We start from the raw sequence: 21,291 nt of genomic DNA, 5'->3' as shown, positions 1-21,291 counted from the left end.
GCCTAATCGAGCGACCTCACATCACCTGCATATGCATGCGCATGGCCAGATTGCCCAGAATCCAAACTGTCCCGCCGATGATAATCAGCAGAACAAGTGTCGAGAACAGAACCAGGTCCAGATCCTCTCGGCTGCTGCGGCGGCGGTCGATGTGTAGAAAATAGATTAGTTGAACAACCAGTTGTGCCAACCCCAGAAGGCCGATGGTCATATAGACGCCTGGTGTTTCAATACCGAAATGATAGGCGATCACAAATACCACCAGCGTGAGCAGCAGTGACCCACCATAGCCAATCACGTAACGCCGCCGTTCGCGGTGATGCATCTCGGATCGTTTATCCATAGGCCAGCCCTCCGAAATACACGATGGTTATTATGCCGATCCAGATCAGGTCGAGGAAATGCCAGAATAGCGCCAACCGCACCATACGCGACATCAGCAGATCGGTCAGCCCGAACACACGCAGCTGAATACCCAGCACGATTAGCCACAGACACCCGGCTGCAACATGCAAGCCGTGGAGCGGTACGAGACCATAGAAGGCCGACAAAAACCCGCTACGCTGTGGGATACCGCCTTGGGCTGCCATGTTCATGAAATCACGGATTTCCAAAACCAGAAAACTGAGCCCCAGCAGCAGTGTCACTCCGAACCACAGCACGATCCGTGCCCGAGGCAGGTTGTATTTCAGCGCCAACATCGCCAGCCCGACGGTCAAACTGCTGGTCAGCAGAATGAGAGTCTGGGCAAAGATGCTTTTCAGGTCGAACAGCTCATGCGGGCCCGGACCGCCGGCCTGCGCGTCTATCATGGTGATATAGATCGCGAACATCAGGCCGAAATAGACCAGATCGCTCATCAGGAAGACCCAGAAGCCGAAAGTGACGACCTCGGTCGCCTTGTGAGCGCTGGCGTGGTCCTCACCGAGGTTTATCCCCGGATAGCTGTGCTTGGGTGCGCGCCTCATATCACGGCCTCCATATCCGGGCGGGCGAGGCCGCGATTCTCCGGTGTACTTTCATGATCGCGATCCACAGCGGCGGTGCTGTGGACCAGCGCCAACCACGCCTCGTGTTCTTTGCGGACCTCTTCGGCGGGGATGATGACCTCGGTGCTGGTGTCGAAACTCCAGATGATAATGGCGAGGATCATCGCGATGGTCATCAGTGCTGCCAGCCACCAGATCCACCAGACCAGAGAGAACATCCAGATGCCACTGAGCACGCAGAGGATAAACCCGATGCCGGTGTTGCGCGGCATCTCGATATCTTCGTAGGCCGCGGGTGCAGGATAGGCTTGTCCGCGCTCCTTAGCTGCAGCAAAGTCATCGCGCTCGCCAACCTGCGGAATAATAGCGAAGTTGTAGGGTGGCGGTGGAGACGGGATCGACCATTCCAGCGTGCGCCCATCCCAAGGATCACCGACCGGTGCGCGGGTCTGTTCTCGGTCGCGTATACTGACCCACAATTGGACCAGGATCGAAAGCAACCCGCAAGTAATCACCAGCGATCCTATGACGGCGGTGATCATGTAGGGGTGAAAGCTGGGATCCTCCCAACTGAACGACCGGCGGGGCATGCCCATCAGACCAACGAAGTAGAGCGGCATGAAGGTCAGCAGAAACCCAACCGTCCAGCAGAAAACCGAAACGCGGCCCCAGAACTCGTTTAGACGGAACCCAAAGGCCTTGGGGAACCAGTAGTTATAGCCGGCGAGCAACCCGAACAGCACACCGGGTAGCAACGCGTTGTGGAAATGAGCAACCAGAAACAGCGTATTATGGACCTGATAGTCGACGGTTGGATTGGCAAGAACCACCCCGCTGAGGCCGCCGATGACGAACAACATCAAGAACGCTAGGCCATAAAGCATCGGAACCGAGAATCGAATGCGCCCACGGTACAGAGTCGCCATCCAGTCATAGACCTTTACCCCGGTCGGAATGGCGATCAGCATCGTGGCAATCCCGAACACCGCGTTGATCAGAGCGCTTTGCCCCATGGTGAAGAAATGATGCAACCAAACCGTGAAGGACATGACCGCAATCGACATTGTTGCGATGACCAGTGAGTTGTAACCATAGAGACGCTTGGCCGAAAAGGTGGCAAAGACCTCGGAATAGATACCATATGCAGGCAGGACCAACAGGTAGACCTCGGGGTGGCCAAACAGCCAGAACAGGTTGGCATAGTTCATCATGTTGCCGCCAAGGTCATTGGTGAAGAAGTGGAAATCGAGATATCGGTCAGCGGCCAGCAACAATGCAGCTACGCCAAGGGGGGGCATGGCAAAGATGATCAGAATCGAGCTGCAGATTATCGTCCAGCAATACATGGGCAACCGCATGAACTTCATCCCCGGCGCACGCAGCTTGTAGATCGTGACGGCAAAGTTGATGCCAGTCAGTGTTGTGCCCACGCCAGAGACCACGATGGCCCAAATCCAGTAATCCGGCCCAACGCCGGGATTAAAAGCTGCTCCGGTATAGGGTGGATACGCGGTCCAGCCACCGGTCGAGAACTCTCCGACCACCAGCGAGACCATCAGCATCAGACCGGCCGAGACGGTTAAGCCAAGCCCGATCTGGTTCATCACCGGGAAGGCCACGTCGCGCGCGCCTATCATGAGTGGAATTATGTAATTAGCGACGCCAAAGACAAAAGGTACCGCGACGAAGAACACCATTATGGTGCCATGAGTGCTGAACAGTTCCGCGAAATGCTCGGGTTCCAGGAATCCGTCCCCCGGTCCCGCCGCCTGTTGGGCCCGCATCACCACGCCTTCCAGGACGCCCCGCGCTAGCATGACGATGGCGAAGACGATGTACATGACGCCGATCTTCTTGTGATCAGCGCTGGTCAGCCAATCGCGCCAGAGCGGACCCCACAACCGGAACCACGTCAGGATGCCAATCACTACCACTACGCCCACGATCACAATAGCAGCAGCAGCGTTTGCAATGATCTCATTTGCGCCAGGATTCTGGATCAGTCCAGCGATGGGAAATGCATCCCAGCTCAGGCGACCGAAGAAACCGGTCTCGGCATTTGTCATTGGCTTGCCTCCTGCCCGTATTCAGCCGTTCCGGGTTGCTGATCCAACTGCAGAGGCTCTCCGCTGTGATAACGACGCAGGATCGAATGGAACAGGTCGCCCTCTTCCAGCGTGAAATAAAGCGCATTCAGCGGCATGAGTTCGGTGCCCAATGCTGCCTGCACCTCATCCCGATCCGTACGCATCGCCAACGTTCGATAAGTGCTTTCGGTCAACGGTATGCCATGCGCTTTTACGCTGGCGACCCATGCCTGAAAATCCTCGGGCTGCATGGCTTGCGCCAGGAATTTCTGCTTTGTGAATCCTCGGCCATTATACTGTGTGTTCTCGCCTTGCATCGTTTCAGGCGAGTCTGCCACCAGGTGTAGCCGAGTCGTCATCCCCGGCATGGCATAGATTTGCCCCGCCAGCGCCGGGATCATGAACGACTGCATCACCGTGTCTGTGGTCAGCGTCATCGCAACTTGCTGTTTGATCGGTATGCCCAGTTCTCCCACCGTTGCGATGCCATGATCTGGATAGATGAACAGCCATTTCCAATCGAGGCCAACCACCTGCACATTTAGGGCAGGCTCCTCTCCAAAAGGGGCGGAATAAGGGTCAAGACGATGTGTCGCTTTCCAGAGATAGAAAGACAGGATCATCACGATCACGACCGGGACGCCCCACATCAGAAATTCAAGCTTCGCCGAAAAATCCCAATGCGGCGTGTATGCAGCGTTTCCACCCTTACGTCGGCGATAACGCAGGGCAATCAGCGGCACCAGAGCCAGAACCGGTATCACAGCGATCAAGATAAGAGCCGTCGCGCGCAAAAGGTGTGTCTTTTGCACCGCTGCAATCGGGCCTTGGGGGTCCATGAAGCTATCACTCGCCCCGGCAGACTCAGCCGTCAACAACAGAGCAACAAAGATCACCAAGGCTGGCACAGCGACTGAATGTATCCGAGACAAGGTCACACCTGATGATCCTCTTGCGGCGGGGTTTCCCGGCAACTATCGGCAGAGTCACGGATTTTCTCAAGAACTTTTCCAAAATCACCCTGCGCCGCCGCTGTTGACATGAGGTCAAGCGCGCGCGAGACCAATCATATGCGTTTGGTTCTTGCTATAGTCTCTCTGGTTTGTCTTGCCGCCCCCTCGGTAGCGCAAGATCGCGCTGAGGTTGAACGTCAGTTCCAGAACTGGCTACAACAAGCCATATGGCCTCAGGCAAAAGCCAAGGGCGTTTCGAAACGCACGTTCCAAACCGCCTTTGACGGGGTAACGCTAAACTGGGACCTTCCTGACCTGGTTCCGCCGGGAAGCCCCCAAAAGACACCCAAGCAACAACGGCAGGCCGAGTTCGGCTCACCTGGTCGATATTTCAATGCCGGATCAGTCCAGGGTGCCACCTCCGTCGGTCGCAAGATGGCTAGGCGCTACGCGGACACGCTATCACGTGTCGAGACAGAAACCGGCGTACCCGCCCGTATCATACTGGCCATCTGGGGCCGCGAAAGCGGATACGGACAAGTCCCTATCCGCCATAATGCGTTTCAGGTGCTGGGCACCAAAGGGTTCATGAGCACACGGGCAGAGTATTTCACGGCTGAACTAATTGCTGCGCTACAGATCGCAGAATCCGGTCACGGCCAAGGCAACGCACTGAAAAGCAGTTGGGCGGGTGCCTTGGGGCAGCCTCAGTTCATGCCCACAAATTTTCTGACTTACGCGCGCGATGGCGATGGCGATGGCCGAACTGATATCTGGGGCTCAGCCTCGGACACGATTGCATCAATCGGCGCGTATCTTGACGAGCACGGATGGGTGACAGGCCGCGACTGGGGGTTCGAAGTTATCCTACCCACGACCGTTTCTTGCGCGTTGGAGGGCCCTGATCAGGGGCGGTTGATCCGCGATTGGGTCGCCATGGGCGTAAATCGCGTTTCCGGCAAACCTTTTCCGGCACATGAACTTGATGCCGAGGGCTATCTTATGATGCCTGCCGGTCGTAGCGGTCCGGCCTTTATCGTAACGCCCAATTTCTATGTCCTCAAAGACTATAACACCAGCGACCTTTATGCGCTGTTTGTGGGACATGTCGGTGATCGCATCCAATACGGAGTTGGCGATTTTCGGGGTCGTTGGGGCGATGTCGGCAATCTCTATCGTTCAGATGTCGCCAGCATGCAGCAGGTGCTTGTTCAACAGGGTCATGACGTCGGTGGCGTCGATGGCCTGCCCGGATACAAAACCCGACGCTCGATCGGGCGCTGGCAAGAGGCTTCTGGAAGCACACCAACCTGCTTCCCCGATGCCTCATTGAAGGCCGTTCTGAAGCCGTAGCAGCGTACTGATTCGCCATTTACGAGCATCAATGCGAACACATTCACCCACGGTGATATGTTGAGCTTCACGAAAATGTCACTGCCACGAAGTGTTTCAAAATAAAATTTTAACACCTCCGCCGGCTGCGGTTCTAATCAGCCTTTGTGGTCTTCACCCACCGCAAAACCCTTTACCTTTGCTTCAAAACTGACAGGTTCATGGGCAGTGAAAGATAGCTTTCGCATTCGGATCTCCGACATTGCCTGATGCATGAATGCCGAAATTATCGATCTTGGCACGATCTAGATCAAGGTAAAGTCCAGACAATTGCCGGAGACAAAATGGCAGACAAGCGCCCACCGCGAATGCGGTTTGGACGTTCGAAACCATACAAAATGGGAGTAAACACATGAACAAAATAATCAGAACCTCTTTGGCAGGACTGTTGTCCTCGACCATCATTACCGGTGCTGCAATTGCTGCCGGTACACATCCCGAAACCGGAGAAGCCCTGGCCGACGATCAGACCTTCACCTATCGGATTCTCGATGAACACAGCTCGGTCGACCCGCAAGTCGTAGAAGATGTGTCGGGTGCAGAAATTGTTCGCGATCTGTTTGAAGGCCTGATGAATCAGGATGAGGACGGTAACCTGGTTCCTGGTGTCGCCACCGAATTCTCGGTCAACGATACCAAGGACGTTTACACCTTTACCCTGCGCGATGAAGCGAAGTGGTCGAATGGTGATCCGGTGACCGCAGGTGACTTTGTGTATGCCTGGAAGCGCGCCGTCGATCCCGAACTGTCGTCGCCCTATGCGTGGTTCATGGAACTGATGTCGATCGAAAACGCTGCCGAGATCATCGCGGGCGAAAAACCGGTAGATGAGTTGGGTGTCAAAGCCATCGACGACAAAACGCTGGAAGTCCGCCTGAGCGCCCCCCTTCCCTATTTCCCGCAGATGACCACACATTCGACAACCTTCCCGGCACCGCAGAAAGTGATCGAAGAATTTGGTGACGCCTGGACCAAACCGGAAAACATCGTCTCGAACGGCGCTTATGTTCTGACCGAGCACCTGCCGCAGGAACGCTCGGTACGTGAACGCAACACCGCCTATTGGGACAACGATAACACCATCATCGACAAGGTCGTGGCGCTGGTCATCAATGATGAAAACGTCGCCCTGACCCGCTATTTGGCTGGCGAACTGGACCGCACCGAAATTCCAGCCGGCCAGTACCCACGTCTGAAGGAAGAGCACCCTGTAGAAGCCATCAGCTTCCCACGCCTGTGCAACTATTATTACACCTTCAACCTATCTGATGGTGGCCCCGAGGCTTTCAAGGACCCGAACGTCCGCCAAGCCCTGTCACTGGCCGTTGATCGTGCGATTATCACCGAAAAAGTGATGGCAGGCGGTCAGCCCGAAGCCTACACTTTCGCCCCCGAAGCAACCGCAGGCTTCACCGTACCGGCCGTTGAAATGGCATCCATGTCCCAAGCCGAACGCGACGAGTTGGCGAAGGAGCTTCTAGCAGAAGCAGGTTATGGGCCTGACAACCCTCTGAGCTTCCAGATGGTTTATAACACCGCGGAAAACCACAAGAAGGTCGCCGTTGCGCTGAGCCAGATGTGGAAGCAGAAGCTTGGCGTGAACGCCGAACTGGCAAATATGGAGTGGAAAGTCTTCCTCGAGGAGCGCGGCAACCAAAACTTTGAGCTGGCACGTGGTGCTTGGTGCGGAGACTACAACGAGGCGTCAACCTTCCTGGACCTACTGCAGTCGGACTCGGGCTATAATGACGGCAAATATGCCAACGCGCGCGTTGATGAGCTGCTGGCCGAGGCCAAAACCTCGGACGATCCGGCTCCGCTTTACACCGAAGTTGAACGCATCATCGCCCAAGAAACGCCTGTGATCCCGATCTATCACTACGCAGGCGTCTATATGATGGACAGCGATGTAGGCAACTGGCCGGTGAACAACGTCGAGCAGAACTGGTACTCGAAAAACCTCTACAAGCTCGCTGAATAGTCGTCTTTGAACCACGCCCTGCCCCGGAGACATCCGGGGCAGGGCCAATAAACACGGGGGCATGAAATGCTTGCCTACAGTTTAAAGCGGCTGCTGGTCGCTATTCCGACGATCCTGTTACTGATCGTCGCCTGCTTTTTCCTCATGCACATCGCGCCTGGCGGGCCATTCACCTCGGAACGGCCATTGCCGCCGCAGGTTCTGGCCAATATCGAGGCGCGTTATGGATTGGACCAACCGCTGTGGAAACAGCTTTGGGACTATCTGTATAACATCGTGGTGCATTTCGATTTCGGACCGTCCTTCAAATTCAAGGATCGGGATGTGAACGACATCATCGCGCAGGGTTTCCCGATTTCGCTGACCTATGGTTCGTTGTCTTTCCTGGTGGCAACTTCCGTTGGCGTCGCGCTGGGAATTGCCGCTGCAATCAAACACAATAGCTGGATTGACTACTTTGCGGTGGGTCTGGGTATCGCCGCTCAGGCGCTTCCTAACTTCATCATGGGGCCGATCCTGATCCTGACCTTTACCCTGTGGCTGGGGTGGCTGCCGGGTGGCGGCTGGCATGGCGGTCAATGGCAGTATCTGGTGATGCCGGTGATTGCGTTGGCGACCTCCTACATGGGCTCAATCGCAAGGATTACGCGGTCATCGATGCTGGAGGTTCTGAACTCGAACTTCATTCGAACTGCACGGGCCAAGGGATTGCCGACAAGAACCGTGATCTGGCGCCATGCGCTTAAGCCGACATTGCTTCCCGTTGTCTCGTACCTCGGGCCGGTTTTTGTCTACGTTCTGACCGGTTCGGTTTTTGTCGACATCTATTTCTCAACCGGTGGTCTGGGGCAGGCCTATGTCGGCTCGGCTTTGTCTCGCGACTATGCTGTGCTGCTAGGGGTCACCATTCTTTACGGCGCGTTGACCGTGGTTGTGAACCTTCTGACCGACCTGGCTTATGCCTGGTTCGATCCAAAAATCCGATACTGAGGGGCAGGCAATGCTTGGAAAATCACAAAAAGCCGCCCATCTGGCCGAGGAAATCACTGATTACACGGTCATTCAGGGGCGCTCGCTTTGGCAGGACGCACGGATACGTTTTGTCCGCAACAAGGCCGCTATGGCCAGCGTTTTCATTCTGGGTCTGATCGTGTTGTTCACGATTGTTGGCCCTTACTTCGCAGTCTGGAACAATGAAGAGATCGACTGGAACGTCATGGGGGACGTGCGCGGCATGGGTATGCCGTCCATGGAAACCGGACACTATTTTGGCGTCGATGATTTGGGGCGCGACCTATACAGTCGCGTCATTCAGGCCACCACCACATCGCTGCTGGTCGGTTTGATCGGGGCCGCGACCGCTCTGATCGTCGGCACCTGTTATGGCATCACCGCCGGATATATCGGCGGGCGCACCGACAGCGCCATGATGCGGTTCGTGGATATCCTTCTGGCAATTCCGGCAACACTGATCATCATTCTGCTGCTAGTCGTGGCGGGACGGTCCTTCTTTATGCTGTTCATCGCATTGGGCGCGGTCGGTTGGCTGACGATGGCGCGGATTGTTCGGGGGCAAACCCTGACCCTCAAGAACCGCGAGTTTATCGAAGCCGCGCGCGCCGCCGGTGTCAGTGAGTTCACCATCATGTACCGACACATTCTGCCCAACCTGTTGGGCGTTGTGATCGTGTACGCTTCGTTACTGGTGCCTGAGATGATCCTGACCGAAAGTTTCATCTCGTTCCTGGGCCTCGGGATCTCAGAACCCTACACATCGTTGGGCCGCCTGATCGCTGAAGGGGCTGGCACCATGGCGTATGGTACGCTATGGCAGCTGATGTTCCCTCTTACTTTTTATGTCGCCATCATCATCACCATGTTCTTCATCGGTGACGGGCTGCGCGACGCTTTGGACCCGAAGGATCGCTGATATGAGTCTGTTTTCCGTTAAGGACCTGAGCGTCCGATTTGATACGCCCGATGGCGTGGTTGAGGCTGTAAAAGGCATCAGTTTCGACATCAATCCCGGCGAATGTCTGGGCATCGTCGGCGAAAGTGGCTCGGGCAAAAGCCAGACGTTCATGGCAGCGATGGGGCTGTTGCCCTCCGCTGGCCATGCGTCTGGCTCTGCTTTGCTGAATGGTCAGGAAATCCTGAATCTACCTGTGAACAAAATCAACAAGATTCGTGGCTCAGACGTCGGCATGATTTTTCAGGATCCGCTGACCGCCCTGACCCCACATCTGCGAGTCGGCCAGCAGATGCGCGAAGTGCTACAGGTTCACGAAGGTTTGCAAGGCTCGGCTGCCCGCCAACGTTGCCTTGACTGGCTGAATCGCGTTCGCATCCCCGAAGCGAAACGGCGGCTGGATCAATATCCACATGAATTGTCTGGTGGCATGCGTCAGCGTGTGATGATCGCCATGTCGATGCTGTGTAATCCCAAACTTTTGATCGCGGATGAGCCGACTACTGCGTTGGATGTGACCGTTCAGGCCGACATTTTGGACCTGATGGTACGGTTGCAAAAGGATGAAGGTACGGCCATAGCTCTGATCACCCATGACATGGGCGTTGTTGCGCGCATGTGCGACAATATTCAAGTCATGCGTATGGGTGAGTTTGTGGAGGCCGGTGACACGCGCGAAGTCTTTCGTTCTCCTCAGCATGATTATACCCGAACGCTACTTGAGGCTATGCCGCGAATTGATGCGGGCGATGCTCCGAAAGCTCTTACGCAGACGGGAGAACCGCTACTGAAAGTAGATGACGTCAAGGTTCATTTCCCCATCCATGTCTCGGGAGGTCTTTTTGGGCACAAGGTACCGCTGAAAGCCGTTGATGGCGTGAGTTTCGACATCCGAAAGGGCGAGACCCTAGGTGTTGTTGGAGAATCCGGCTGTGGCAAATCCACGCTGGCCCGGGCTGTGCTGCAACTGATCGAACCCAGCGCGGGCAATGTCAGCTGGCTGGGGCATCCGATCGTCGGGCTGAAACGGGCCGAGTTGAACAAGTACCGCAAGGACCTGCAGATCGTGTTTCAGGACCCGCTGGCGAGCCTTGATCCACGGATGACGATCTCGGCCTCGATCGCAGAACCGTTGAAAACCTATCGCCCGGATCTGACCGAACGGGAACGCAAAGAGCTGGTCGCAGAGATGATGGAGCGTGTTGGCTTGAAGGCCAACATGATCAACCGGTATCCGCACGAGCTGTCCGGGGGGCAAAACCAGCGTGTTGGAATCGCGCGTGCCATGATCAACAAACCAAAACTGATTATCTGTGACGAGGCAGTTTCTGCGCTGGATGTGTCCATTCAAGCCCAGATCGTAGGATTGTTGCGTGAACTGCAACAAGAGTTTGGCCTATCGATGATCTTCATCAGCCACGATTTGTCTGTGGTACGCGCGGTTTCGAACCGGATCATGGTTCTATATCTGGGCCGCATCGTTGAATTGGGCGATGGTGAAGTGATCTGTTCCGAACCGAAACATCCTTACACTCAGTCCCTGATTTCGGCGGTTCCGATCCCTGATCCGGATGTCGAGCGCAGCCGCCAAAGGCTTAAACTACCGGGAGAATTGCCTTCTCCCATGGATCCGAAAGCAGCTTTGCGCTTTTTGCCCAGCAGATTGTCTATGGGTGAGACCGACTATGTACCTCAACTCAGTGAGATTGCCCCGGATCATTTCGTCGCCGAACACGATCCGCTTGAGGCGATTATGGCCAATGCATAATCTTACGCGCCCCGATCTAAGGGGCGCGTTTTAAACTTCATAGAACAAGTGATTAGTGGATTGGTTCGGTGATCCCGCTTTCGGTCGTGTTTCGTTTTGACTCTGCCCTTAAGTTAATGGCAGATTCCAGCGAACCCGTAGCAGACCAGCCGGGTGTGATTGATTGGTAGGATTTTAGATTATATGTGGGGGCTCCGGCATCACCGAGAGTCGTCGGCAATATATAGAATTAGTGAGGTAATATGGTACGCAAAGTCACCAAGGCGATATTTCCCGTAGCGGGAATGGGCACTCGGTTTCTTCCGGCGACAAAGTCGGTGCCAAAGGAAATCATGACATTGGTTGATCGTCCGCTGGTCCAATATGCCATCGACGAAGCGCGTGCGGCCGGGATCACTGAATTCATCTTCGTGACATCGCGCGGAAAATCAGCACTTGAGGACTATTTCGATCACAATCTCGTGCTGGAGCAGGACCTCAAGTCTAAGGGCAAAGACGAACTGCTTGAAGTCTTGAACGCAACCAATATGGAAAGCGGAGCAATTGCCTATATCCGTCAACACAAGGCTTTGGGATTGGGGCATGCGGTCTGGTGCGCCCGTCGACTGATCGGGGATGAACCCTTTGCCGTGATGCTGCCCGACGATGTGATTGCCGCCGACAAACCCTGCCTACAGCAGATGGTCGAAGCCTATGAGGAAACCGGCGGCAACATGGTCGCCGCGATGGAAGTTCCCAACGAAAAAACCAGCTCCTACGGTATTCTGGATACCGGCCAGAATGTTGGAACGGTTGTCCGTGCCAAAGGAATGGTTGAAAAACCGAAACCCGAGGACGCGCCATCCAATCTAGCGGTGATCGGTCGTTACATCTTGGGTCCTTCGGTTCTGTACAATCTGAACCAGAAAAAGAAGGGAAGTGGCGGCGAAATCCAACTGACCGACGCAATTGCTGAGGATATTGGCAATGGTGTTCCTGTTTTTGGCTACAAGTTTGACGGACAGCGGTTCGATTGTGGTTCAAAGGCTGGCTTTCTGCAGGCAACGGTCTCGTTCGCATTGGCTCGCGATGATCTGCGCGACGACCTAAACCAATATCTGCATGAAGTCGTGGCCTCTGATCGGGCCGCGCAGTAGGCCTAGTTGTGTCAGCTATTCCGATTTCAATTCAATAGTTTAAGATAAAAGGTTCAGAAGGGGCAGGCACCGTGAGCATGGTCTATCCTGTAATTTTATGTGGCGGATCCGGCACTCGGCTTTGGCCGTTGTCGCGTAAAAGCTACCCCAAACAGTTTGTTCCGCTGATTGGTGAAACCAGCCTGCTGCAGCAATGTGCCGAGCGGTTGAAAGGCCCGACCGACGCGCCTTACGCCAAACCTCTGATCCTGACCAACGAGGCTTTCCGCTTTGTTGTCCCTGAACAATTGATGGCCATCGGAGTCGATCCGGGTCCGATCTTGATCGAACCCGAAGGACGCAATACTGCACCTGCAGTGCTGGCCGCTGCCCTGCACCTTTCATCCATTGATCCCGACGGGATGATGCTGGTAGCCGCGTCGGATCACGTTATTCCAGACAGTGCGGCCTTTCACGAGGCCGTCACCGAAGGTGTCCGAACAATAGCCGAGCGTGGAGATCTGGTGACATTTGGGATCACACCCGACCGACCCGAAACCGGGTATGGCTACCTTAAGCTCGCCCAAGCACCGGACTCGTCAGGCGCTTCTGTGCAACTTGACCGGTTCGTTGAAAAACCCGATCTTGAAAACGCCAAGGCAATGGTGGCTGAAGGGAGTTATCTTTGGAACTCGGGCATCTTTTTGTTCGCAGTCCGAGATATTCTTGAGGCGTTCGACCAGCATGCACATGATCTAATTGCGCCCGTTCAGAAGGCGGTTGAGCATGCGCAGTGTGATCTGGGCTTCCTGCGGTTAGATCCCGAGGCCTGGGCGACGGCTCAGGACATCTCTATCGACTATGCGGTTATGGAGAAGGCCGACAATCTCAGCGTTGTCCCTTATGCCGCCGGGTGGTCAGACGTGGGCAGCTGGTCTGCCGTACAAGAGCTTAGCAACCCCGATACGGACGGCGTTGCAACTGCCGGCGAAGTGACCGCCATAGATTGTCGCAACGTGCTGGTGCGTTCTGAATCGCCCGCGCAAGAAGTTGTTGCAATGGGGTTAGAGAACGTAATCACCGTGGCTATGCCTGACGCGGTTTTGGTCGCCAGCATGGACCGGGCGCAAGACGTCAAGCAGGCCGTCGCAGCATTGAAGGCAAAAGGCGCCAAGCAGGCGGAAGCATTGCCCGTTGATCATCGCCCTTGGGGATGGTTCGAAAGCCTCGTCATCGGCGATCGGTTTCAGGTCAAACGCATTCACGTCCATCCCGGCGCTTCGCTGAGCTTGCAATCGCATCACCATCGGTCCGAGCATTGGATTGTCGTGGAAGGCACCGCCGAGGTGACTATTGACGACAAGGTACAGCTCGTGTCTGAGAATGAATCCGTCTATGTGCCGCTCGGGGCCGTGCACCGGATGGTAAACCCAGGCAAAGTGCCAATGGTTCTTATCGAGGTGCAGACCGGGACCTATTTGGGTGAAGATGACATTATTCGCTACGAAGATGTCTACGCGCGTGACTGAGATCTGATTTCAAGAACTGATCCAAGTTTGGGGCATCTGCAAGGCAGATGTCTCCATATATCCGAGACCAAATCTTAAAAATTCGAAACCTGGGAGTTCGGCTGGGTCAGGCGGGATTTACGCACATCACGGCAGTGTGGCGCGCAATCATCATCGGACCGACACCACAGGAGGATGCCCATGCCACAGAACTCTCCCCGTCTAAATCTGCCCTATCTGCAACCCGCGCAGGCCCAAAAACATGTGACCCATAACGAAGCGCTGCGTGCGCTAGATCTGGTGGTGCAGCTAAGCGTTGCGTCCGTTAACGCGACGATCCCACCAGCTGCTCCTGATCAGGGTGAAACCTATGCATTGGGCACGTCTCCGACCGGGGCATGGTCCGGACAGGGTGGAAAACTGGCGGCTTGGTTGGACAACGGGTGGCATTTCTTGACGCCCGACATGGGCTGGCGGGCTTGGGATCAAAATGCAGGGCTGTTGAAAGTCTGGGACGGGTCGGCGTGGATCGACCAGCCGGTCAATACACAGAACCTTTCCGGGATCGGCGTCGCAACCGGATCAGACAGCACAAACCGTCTGGCCGTACGTAGCCCTGCCACCTTGTTGACGCATGAGGGCGCTGGCCACCAACTCAAGATCAACAAGGCTGGTGCCGGTGATACTGCCTCGCTGCTGTTTCAATCGAACTGGACCGGCCATGCCGAAATGGGCCTATCCGGCGATACAAATTTTTCAATCAAGGTCTCGCAGGATGGCGGAAGCTGGGTCGATGCTTTGCGGTTTGACGCCACAACCGGAACAGCCAGCGGAGCGGCTGTGCAAAGCAGCGCCGATGACACCACCTCGGGTCGCCTGATGCGGGCAGATTACGGGTACGGACCGGGCAATGTGCTGGGCACCGTATCCGAAAGCAGCGGCGTACCCAGCGGAGCGGTGATCGAGAGGGGCGGCAATGCAAATGGTGACTACACGCGCTTTGCCGATGGAACCCAGATTTGCACCGCCGTTCTAAGTGCTGTGGCCTGCACGACCGCAACTGGTAGTATGTTCGCCAGCGGTACCGCCAATTGGGATTTCCCTATTGCCTTTGCTGACAGCAGTTCTCCCGCTCTCAGCGGGAACGGCGGCGGTATTGGCCGATTTATGGGGTTTGATGCACCTTCAGAAACTCAAGCGACTTATCAGGTGATGGCTCCATCCTTGGACGCTACCAGTATAGCGCCAACAGTGATCGCAGTCGGACGTTGGTACTGAATAAAGACCGTTCGGGCCATCGCCCGGACGGTTATCGTTCTTGCAAATTGGTTTCTGACCGATCCAGACAACACGCAAAGATCTATCTTATCCTGTACCCAAGATCGACACTAGGAACCCAGCTAACAACCCTATCATTTCACTCTTTGTGAAAGTGGCAGATCAAGGCCAGTTACAAGGCCGCCGTCCATACGCGATATCGACCCTGCCCGGTTACTTCGCGGATTAGCCCCCTATCGCTGAATTTGTCCAGATTTCGCTGTGCCGCTGCACGCGAGGCATGGGTCAGTTCTTCGGCCAGCGGGGCGGAAACCATCGGCCAAGCCGTTAATGCATCAATCAGCACGGGTGGGGTTCGACCGCTTAGGTCCGAAATGGCGTCGCGGGCGCGCCCTTCCCAAGCGCTGATCCGGTCCAAATGCAGCAAAGCCGCAAGTGAGGCCTGACCTGCCCCCTGAATCCAGGCCGAAAGTTTCTCGTCCAACGATCCTGCCCCCCGCAATGCACCTGGGCCCGACAGAGAAAGCGGCATGAACAATGCGCCACCTCGACCCATCGCGGAGGCATGACGGGCCGCGATGACCGCAGCCTCGGTATCCTGTCCTATGCCAGGAGACAACGCGCGCCAGGCGTGAAATCCGATGGCGGCCTGGGTAACCGGGTGCAAACCGGCGACATTTCGCATGGTTTCCGCCAGATCAATCACTGCTTCGGGTGTATCTTCGAAACCTTGGGCCTGACGGTCTAGAAAAGCGGTCAGCCCCGCATCCCAGCCGCCCTCTGATGGCGCAGCACCCGACGACAGCCGCCTCACTGCCCATCCCGCCCGATACAAAGCCTGCACATCATCACCGGTTGCTCCGATCCGCAAACCGGTCCAAAGCGCAAGGCGGTCGACGCTGATCCGATCGCCCGTCCACCAGCCCAGATCCGAGACCTCCATCAGGGCCAGACGGTGACCCCACCCCTTGGGACCCGCGCGCAAACGTTCATCCAGAGCTCCAAATGTCACGGCCAGATCGGCAAGTTCAGCTGATAACTCGGATTGGGCCGCACGCCAGTCCCTTGGGTCAAACAGCAAACGCTGGTCCGGTCTCGGTACAGAGGGCAGAAATTCTCCCGGGTCTTCGTCGCCGTCAGGCGGGAGGAACCACAAATCCTCGTCTTCCGGCGGATCGGTGTCATAGATGCTGCGCGGCCCTTCTTCCAAGGCCTCATCATCCGGGTCCGATATCTGAGGGTTCGGCTTCATGTCGGGTATTCTTCGGGCATTTACCGCGGTTCACAAGTGGTTTTGCGGATTCTTGTCGCTCAGCCTGAAAACGCCTCGGTCAAAACACTTAGTTCTCCACTCAGGTCTGTTTGCGCATCTCCACCCAACAGCATATAGCCGTAGCCATCATTCGCCCATGTCGCTGTCGCAAGACCACTGAGCACCGCAAGGTTCACATCCTTGACCGGTGCTCCCGCGCCTTGCCGGATCACACAAAACGCCACCGGATTACCCTGGGCGTCAGCAAAGACCACCTGCACCAAAGGTTTACCTTTGAACGACAGTACCTGAGCACGTTTCAGATCAAGGCCCGGCAGATTTTCCAATACGCCCCGGTTCAGTGAACGACCCAACTGAGCCTCGGCCTGAACAAACTGCGCGTCCAGCGTTTGCTGAGAATTGTCCAGATCGGCAATCGTGTCCGGTGAATAAAGCGATTGATAGATCGCAGCCTGCTCCGCCCAGCCCAATGCCGGTGGTCGCGTGGCCCAGAATGTTGCAGACGCAGCAATAACAGCAACTGAGGCTGCGACCGCCAGCAAACGGAGCGGTCCGGCATTGGACTGTTGAGCGCTTGGTATGGGCAGATCGATCGAAGGCGCCTCAGTTGGAATGCCTTCAAAAGCCTGCTGCACAACCTGGGCAAATGGGTCGAGCGCCATGAGACGGTGTTCGAGTGCAGAATCCTCGGCCACCGCGTCTTCGATGCCGCGGGCTTCGGCCTCATCGAGGCTGCCTTCCAGATAGGCCAGAAGTGTTTCGTCGGAAAACTTCATTTGCCACTCCGTTGCACGGTGTCAGCCGCATCGTGCTGCATAACGGTTTTCAGTTTCTGCCGGGCATTGGAAAGCCGGCTCATGATTGTGCCGATGGGTACGTCCAGCATATCCGCAGCTTCGCGGTAGCTGTAGCCTTCGACAAACACAAGCATCACCGTTTCACGTTGCGCCTCTGGCAGCTGCATCACTTGAGTAAACACCTGAGCGGCGAAAATATTCGTTTCTGAATCAGGCCCTGTCGCGACTAATTCCGCCTCGGGCGTGACTGAAAGCGCCTGCGCCTTTCTTACGGATCGCGCCCGTATCTCGTTCAGCCAGATTGAACGGCAGATCGTCATCAGCCAACTGTCCAGCCGTTCATACGAGGTGACCTGGTGGTGCTTCTCCAACGCACGCAATGCCGTCGCCTGCAACAGATCATCCGCAACGTCCGACGCACCCGACAAAGCCAGCCCAAACCGCCAGACCCGTTTCGAGTGGGTCTGGATCGCGCCGCGCACGGCTTGTTCGGTGCTTATCTCAACACTCATCGAATAAAACGCGACCTGTGTGTGTTTGCTTTGACATGGGACCGGGCCCGCTTGGTCAGAACTGTCATAGATCCTGGAGGAAAGAAATGAAACTTCTGTTCAAAACAATCACGATTGCGTCGGCTATTATTGCAGGCCCGGGTCTGGCCGCTGATTGGACACTAAACCCGGATGCGTCTCATCTGGCTTATGGAACGGTCAAGATCGATGATGTTGGAGAGGTCAATTCTTTCACCAACCTTTCGGGTCATGTCAGCGAAGATGGCAAGGTTAATATCGATATCGATCTGTCGTCGGTCGAAACGAATATCGACATCCGTAACGAACGGATGATCGAGTATGTGTTTCGCAAGGCCGCGACCGCGACATTGAGCGCGAATATTGATATGGACCAAGTGTCGAAACTGGATGTGGGAGCCAGTAACACGATTGAGGTGGATGCGAAGCTGGCTCTGGCGGGGACCGAGGTGGAATTCTACACCGATATGTTTGTCCTGCGTGTGGCCGAAGATACCGTCATGGTTTCAACCAACGACATGGTGTTCATCAGCACCGAGGATGCGGGCGTTTCGGCAGGCGTAGACAAGCTGATGGAGTTGGCACAACTACCCAGCATCACCCGCACCGTACCGGTGACCGCACGATTGATGTTCAGTCTTGAAGGCTGAAACCTAAGAAAAGTACGGGGTCGAATTTGGCCCCGGCTTATGCCCCCCAAGTGTCGCTTAGGCGATAGCCGCCAGGCCATGGGTCATCGGGGTCCAGCATGTGCTGGTGCGTACCCGTAATCCAGCCTCGCCCCGAGATTTCCGGGGTGATCGCCACGCGGCCGTTCAGATCATGCCGCTCTACGATACGGCAGCGAAATTCACTGTTGATGACTGAACGCGCGTGGTAGCGATCGGTCATCGTCATTTCTCCCTTGGCCAGCAAAACCGCCATCCGGGCTGAAGCACCGGTGCCACAAGGTGAACGATCCAGCTTACCCGGTTTGATGGCGACAGTATTTCGTCCGATGAGAATATCGCCCTGACGATCGAGCGGGCCTGCAATCTGGCAAAACGAAATGTGACTCCAGTCTTTAGTGGGGTGATCGAAGCCAAGCTGCTCATTGGCGGCATCGGTGATACGCGCGCCAGTCCTTGCAAGATCAGCCCCTTCATCAGGGGTAAGCTCGAAACCCAGATCGGCGGCATCGACAATTGCAAAACTGTCGCCACCAAACGCGGTATCCACGCGCAACGTCCCGATGCCCTCAACCTCGATCCGGGCATCCAGCTTGTCGACGAAACTTGGTACATTATGCACAAAGATACGTTCGGCCTTGCCATTGCGGCATTCGGCGCGGACGCGGATCAACCCTCCTGGGGCTTCCAATGTCAGATGGGTTTCAGGCTCGTGCATCGGAAGAATGCCACTGTCCAACAGAACCGTTGAGACACAAATCGAGTTGGAGCCTGACATCGGTGGCGTGTCTTCCGGTTCCATGATGATGAACGCTGCATCGGCCTCGGTTTTTTTTGGTGGAACCAGAAGATTCACATGACGAAAGACGCCGCCGCGAGGTTCATTCAGCATGAAATCCCGCAATGTCTGGTCCTCAGCGATAAAGGTCCTTTGGTCCCATATCGTCTCTCCCGGAGGCGGAGCGACACCACCGACGATAACGTCGCCCACTTCGCCTTCAGCATGGGCCGAGATTACATGGATGGTTTTGGAACTGCGCATAAAGCCTCCGAAAAGCCGATGGATAATGCGCAGTCATGCAAAACAGATCCGGTCTGGCAAGCCCTATCGCAGCCGCTGACCCGTCTCGGGATCGAACAGCATCGCACGCTCAGGACGAACCGAAAGCCCGATGCGGTCACCGGTCGTACTGCGTTGGTCTTCCCGTTCTTCCACAATCAGCTTATCGCCATTTGGCGTCAGCAGATAAGAATATGAAACACCACCGAGCGCTTCGGTCAGATCAACTGTGCAGGTGTCACCGTTTCGATCCACCTGAATATGCTCGGGGCGAATACCCAATGTTACTTTCGTCGCTCCTTTGGGAACGCTCTCGGTGACCGGGACATCATCAGTAAGTGCAGGGTGCCGCACCATGCCGTCCACGACATCGCACTCAAGGAAGTTCATTGCAGGAGACCCGATGAAACCCGCCACGAACTTATTGTCGGGGTCGCGATACAGGTCCATAGGGGCTCCCACTTGCTCAATCCGACCGTCGCGCAATACCACAATCTTGTCGGCCATGGTCATCGCCTCAACCTGATCGTGCGTAACATAGATCATCGTCGCGCCGATTTCCTGATGAAGCCGCGCAATTTCAACCCGCATTTCCACGCGAAGTTCTGCATCCAGATTCGAGAGCGGTTCGTCGAACAGGAACACCTCGGGGCCGCGCACAATGGCACGCCCGATCGCGACCCGCTGACGCTGACCGCCGGACAACGCTTTGGGTTTGCGTTTCAGATATTGGTCGAGCTTCAGAATATTTGACGCTTCCTGAACCTTCTGATCGATCTCGGCCTTGGCAACACCGTTCATCCGCAGACCAAATCCCATGTTCTCGGCCACGGTCATATGGGGATAGAGCGCATAGGTTTGAAAAACCATCGCCACTCCGCGTTTGGCAGGATCCACATGCGTGACTTCACGTGCGCCGATATGGATTTCCCCGTCCGAGGTTTCTTCCAAACCCGCGATCATCCTCAACAGCGTCGACTTACCGCAGCCCGAGGGGCCCACGAACACGCAAAACTCACCATCTTCAATCTGCAGATCAATCCCGTGAATGACCTGCGTCTGGCCATACCGTTTGATCGCGCCTTTCAGGGTTACACCTGTCATGTTGCTTGCATCCTATTCTGTTGGCCCTCGGGGAACCGCCACGCCTGTGCTTCTGTGCCGATCTGTTCAGCGACGCGCCGGACGCGCGGCACCCAAGATTGCAATTGCTCGAAATCCATTCGCCCAGTCGATCCTGTCACCGAAAGGGCCCCCAACATGCGGCCCCCGTTAGTCAGAATCGGACAGGCAATGCAGATGATGCCAGGCTCATGCTCTTCATCATCAACTGCGTAACCACGGCTGCGGATCTTAACGAGATCAGCCCGCAATGCCTTTTCCGAGGCCAAGGTCTTGTCAGTGAACCGATGAAAGCTTTGTTGCGAGATCGTCTTTTCCAACTGTGCCTCGTCCAAATAGGCCATCATCGCTTTGCCAACGCCTGTGCAATAGGCCGGGCCGACCTTGCCGGCCTCAGAATACATCTCAATTGGTCGTTGCGCGTTGCGCTTATCCACATAAAGCACCTGCCCGGAATCAAGTTGCGCCAAGTGCACGGTCTCCCCTGTCTCGGCGCTGAGAGCGTCCAGGAAAGGCCGCGCAATTGGAGCTAATGAGCTATGCGTCCATGCCGAATGCGCCAGTCGCACCAATCGCATACCTGGCGAATAAGTCTGCCGTTCCGGTTCGTAATGCAGCATGCCCTGATTGGTTAGCGACTGCAGAAAACGGTATAGCGTCGCCTTGGGAAATTCACTGCGTTCCAGCAATTCCCCGAACCGCACCGGGCGTTCGAAGGCCGCGACCTGTTCCAGCACGTCACATGCTTTTCCTATTGTTCCGTCACCTGCCACGGGTGCCTGTTCTCCTCCACTTTCCCTC

At 55.9% G+C, this 21,291-nt stretch carries 19 protein-coding genes; 9 read left to right on the top strand and 10 right to left on the bottom strand.

Features of this window, described 5'->3' with window-relative positions:
* Nucleotides 1-16 precede the first annotated feature (16 nt).
* Genes ACR0EN_RS08855 through ACR0EN_RS08840 form a run of 4 tightly spaced genes read right to left on the bottom strand, consistent with a single transcriptional unit; the run spans nt 17 to nt 4,014 of the window.
* Nucleotides 17-343 carry a cytochrome o ubiquinol oxidase subunit IV gene (locus ACR0EN_RS08855; protein ID WP_255612219.1) on the bottom strand — a complete coding sequence of 109 codons (327 nt, stop codon included), beginning with the start codon at nt 341-343 and terminating at the stop codon, nt 17-19.
* Entirely contained in the window at nt 336-968 is a 633-nt protein-coding gene (locus tag ACR0EN_RS08850; protein ID WP_170422821.1) for a cytochrome c oxidase subunit 3, read from the bottom strand. The genes ACR0EN_RS08855 and ACR0EN_RS08850 overlap by 8 nt, the downstream gene beginning before the upstream one ends.
* Nucleotides 965-3,055 carry a cbb3-type cytochrome c oxidase subunit I gene (locus tag ACR0EN_RS08845; protein ID WP_170818173.1) on the bottom strand — a complete coding sequence of 697 codons (2,091 nt, stop codon included), beginning with the start codon at nt 3,053-3,055 and terminating at the stop codon, nt 965-967. The genes ACR0EN_RS08850 and ACR0EN_RS08845 overlap by 4 nt, the downstream gene beginning before the upstream one ends.
* Nucleotides 3,052-4,014 (bottom strand): cytochrome ubiquinol oxidase subunit II, encoded by a 963-nt coding sequence (locus ACR0EN_RS08840; protein ID WP_170407810.1) that lies wholly within the window; start codon nt 4,012-4,014, stop codon nt 3,052-3,054. The genes ACR0EN_RS08845 and ACR0EN_RS08840 overlap by 4 nt, the downstream gene beginning before the upstream one ends.
* Before the next feature lie 132 nt (nt 4,015-4,146).
* Between ACR0EN_RS08840 and ACR0EN_RS08835 the strand changes: the two genes are divergently transcribed.
* The 8 genes from ACR0EN_RS08835 (at nt 4,147) to ACR0EN_RS08800 (ending at nt 15,040) form a co-directional block, all read left to right on the top strand.
* Nucleotides 4,147-5,382: a lytic murein transglycosylase gene (locus tag ACR0EN_RS08835; RefSeq protein ID WP_170818175.1), complete on the top strand. Its 1,236-nt coding sequence runs from the start codon at nt 4,147-4,149 to the stop codon at nt 5,380-5,382.
* 391 nt (nt 5,383-5,773) lie between these two features.
* A complete protein-coding gene (locus tag ACR0EN_RS08830) occupies nt 5,774-7,402 on the top strand; it encodes a peptide ABC transporter substrate-binding protein (protein ID WP_170407804.1) in 1,629 nt (542 codons plus the stop codon).
* A gap of 66 nt (nt 7,403-7,468) precedes the next feature.
* Nucleotides 7,469-8,392 (top strand): oligopeptide ABC transporter permease OppB, encoded by a 924-nt coding sequence (gene oppB / locus ACR0EN_RS08825; RefSeq protein ID WP_170422826.1) that lies wholly within the window; start codon nt 7,469-7,471, stop codon nt 8,390-8,392.
* A 10-nt stretch (nt 8,393-8,402) separates the two neighbouring features.
* Complete coding sequence (locus ACR0EN_RS08820; RefSeq protein WP_170509646.1) at nt 8,403-9,332, top strand: ABC transporter permease subunit; 930 nt, start codon at nt 8,403-8,405, stop codon at nt 9,330-9,332.
* 1 nt (nt 9,333) lies between these two features.
* Nucleotides 9,334-11,139 (top strand): ABC transporter ATP-binding protein, encoded by a 1,806-nt coding sequence (locus ACR0EN_RS08815; protein ID WP_170818178.1) that lies wholly within the window; start codon nt 9,334-9,336, stop codon nt 11,137-11,139.
* Nucleotides 11,140-11,381: 242 nt separating this feature from the next.
* Nucleotides 11,382-12,275 carry a UTP--glucose-1-phosphate uridylyltransferase GalU gene (galU, locus tag ACR0EN_RS08810; protein ID WP_170407796.1) on the top strand — a complete coding sequence of 298 codons (894 nt, stop codon included), beginning with the start codon at nt 11,382-11,384 and terminating at the stop codon, nt 12,273-12,275.
* A 77-nt stretch (nt 12,276-12,352) separates the two neighbouring features.
* Nucleotides 12,353-13,783 (top strand): mannose-1-phosphate guanylyltransferase/mannose-6-phosphate isomerase, encoded by a 1,431-nt coding sequence (locus ACR0EN_RS08805; RefSeq protein WP_170818456.1) that lies wholly within the window; start codon nt 12,353-12,355, stop codon nt 13,781-13,783.
* 180 nt (nt 13,784-13,963) lie between these two features.
* Nucleotides 13,964-15,040: a DUF2793 domain-containing protein gene (locus ACR0EN_RS08800; RefSeq protein ID WP_170818179.1), complete on the top strand. Its 1,077-nt coding sequence runs from the start codon at nt 13,964-13,966 to the stop codon at nt 15,038-15,040.
* Between the two features lie 172 nt (nt 15,041-15,212).
* On the opposite strand, the gene ACR0EN_RS08795 is transcribed toward ACR0EN_RS08800, so the two are convergent.
* Genes ACR0EN_RS08795 through ACR0EN_RS08785 form a run of 3 tightly spaced genes read right to left on the bottom strand, consistent with a single transcriptional unit; the run spans nt 15,213 to nt 17,622 of the window.
* Nucleotides 15,213-16,292 carry a helix-turn-helix domain-containing protein gene (locus tag ACR0EN_RS08795; protein WP_170422835.1) on the bottom strand — a complete coding sequence of 360 codons (1,080 nt, stop codon included), beginning with the start codon at nt 16,290-16,292 and terminating at the stop codon, nt 15,213-15,215.
* A gap of 59 nt (nt 16,293-16,351) precedes the next feature.
* Entirely contained in the window at nt 16,352-17,089 is a 738-nt protein-coding gene (locus tag ACR0EN_RS08790; protein WP_170422837.1) for a hypothetical protein, read from the bottom strand.
* A complete protein-coding gene (locus ACR0EN_RS08785) occupies nt 17,086-17,622 on the bottom strand; it encodes a sigma-70 family RNA polymerase sigma factor (RefSeq protein ID WP_170422839.1) in 537 nt (178 codons plus the stop codon). The genes ACR0EN_RS08790 and ACR0EN_RS08785 overlap by 4 nt, the downstream gene beginning before the upstream one ends.
* Before the next feature lie 86 nt (nt 17,623-17,708).
* Between ACR0EN_RS08785 and ACR0EN_RS08780 the strand changes: the two genes are divergently transcribed.
* Entirely contained in the window at nt 17,709-18,290 is a 582-nt protein-coding gene (locus ACR0EN_RS08780; RefSeq protein ID WP_170422841.1) for a YceI family protein, read from the top strand.
* A gap of 37 nt (nt 18,291-18,327) precedes the next feature.
* Here ACR0EN_RS08780 and ACR0EN_RS08775 read toward each other — a convergent pair whose 3' ends face one another.
* The 3 genes from ACR0EN_RS08775 to ACR0EN_RS08765 all read right to left on the bottom strand — a co-directional run bounded on the left by ACR0EN_RS08775 (nt 18,328) and on the right by ACR0EN_RS08765 (nt 21,263).
* Complete coding sequence (locus tag ACR0EN_RS08775; RefSeq protein WP_170611661.1) at nt 18,328-19,350, bottom strand: trans-3-hydroxy-L-proline dehydratase; 1,023 nt, start codon at nt 19,348-19,350, stop codon at nt 18,328-18,330.
* Nucleotides 19,351-19,413: 63 nt separating this feature from the next.
* Nucleotides 19,414-20,472: an ABC transporter ATP-binding protein gene (locus ACR0EN_RS08770; protein ID WP_170407775.1), complete on the bottom strand. Its 1,059-nt coding sequence runs from the start codon at nt 20,470-20,472 to the stop codon at nt 19,414-19,416.
* Nucleotides 20,469-21,263, bottom strand: a complete 795-nt coding sequence (locus ACR0EN_RS08765) for an IclR family transcriptional regulator (protein ID WP_170394450.1) — start codon at nt 21,261-21,263, stop codon at nt 20,469-20,471. Before ACR0EN_RS08765 ends, ACR0EN_RS08770 begins: the two co-directional genes overlap by 4 nt.
* Nucleotides 21,264-21,291: the final 28 nt, after the last annotated feature.

Source organism: Ruegeria sp. AB7, from assembly GCF_056542625.1.
Note: the sequence above shows the minus strand (reverse complement) of the source record. Positions and strands in the feature narration are given on the sequence as shown.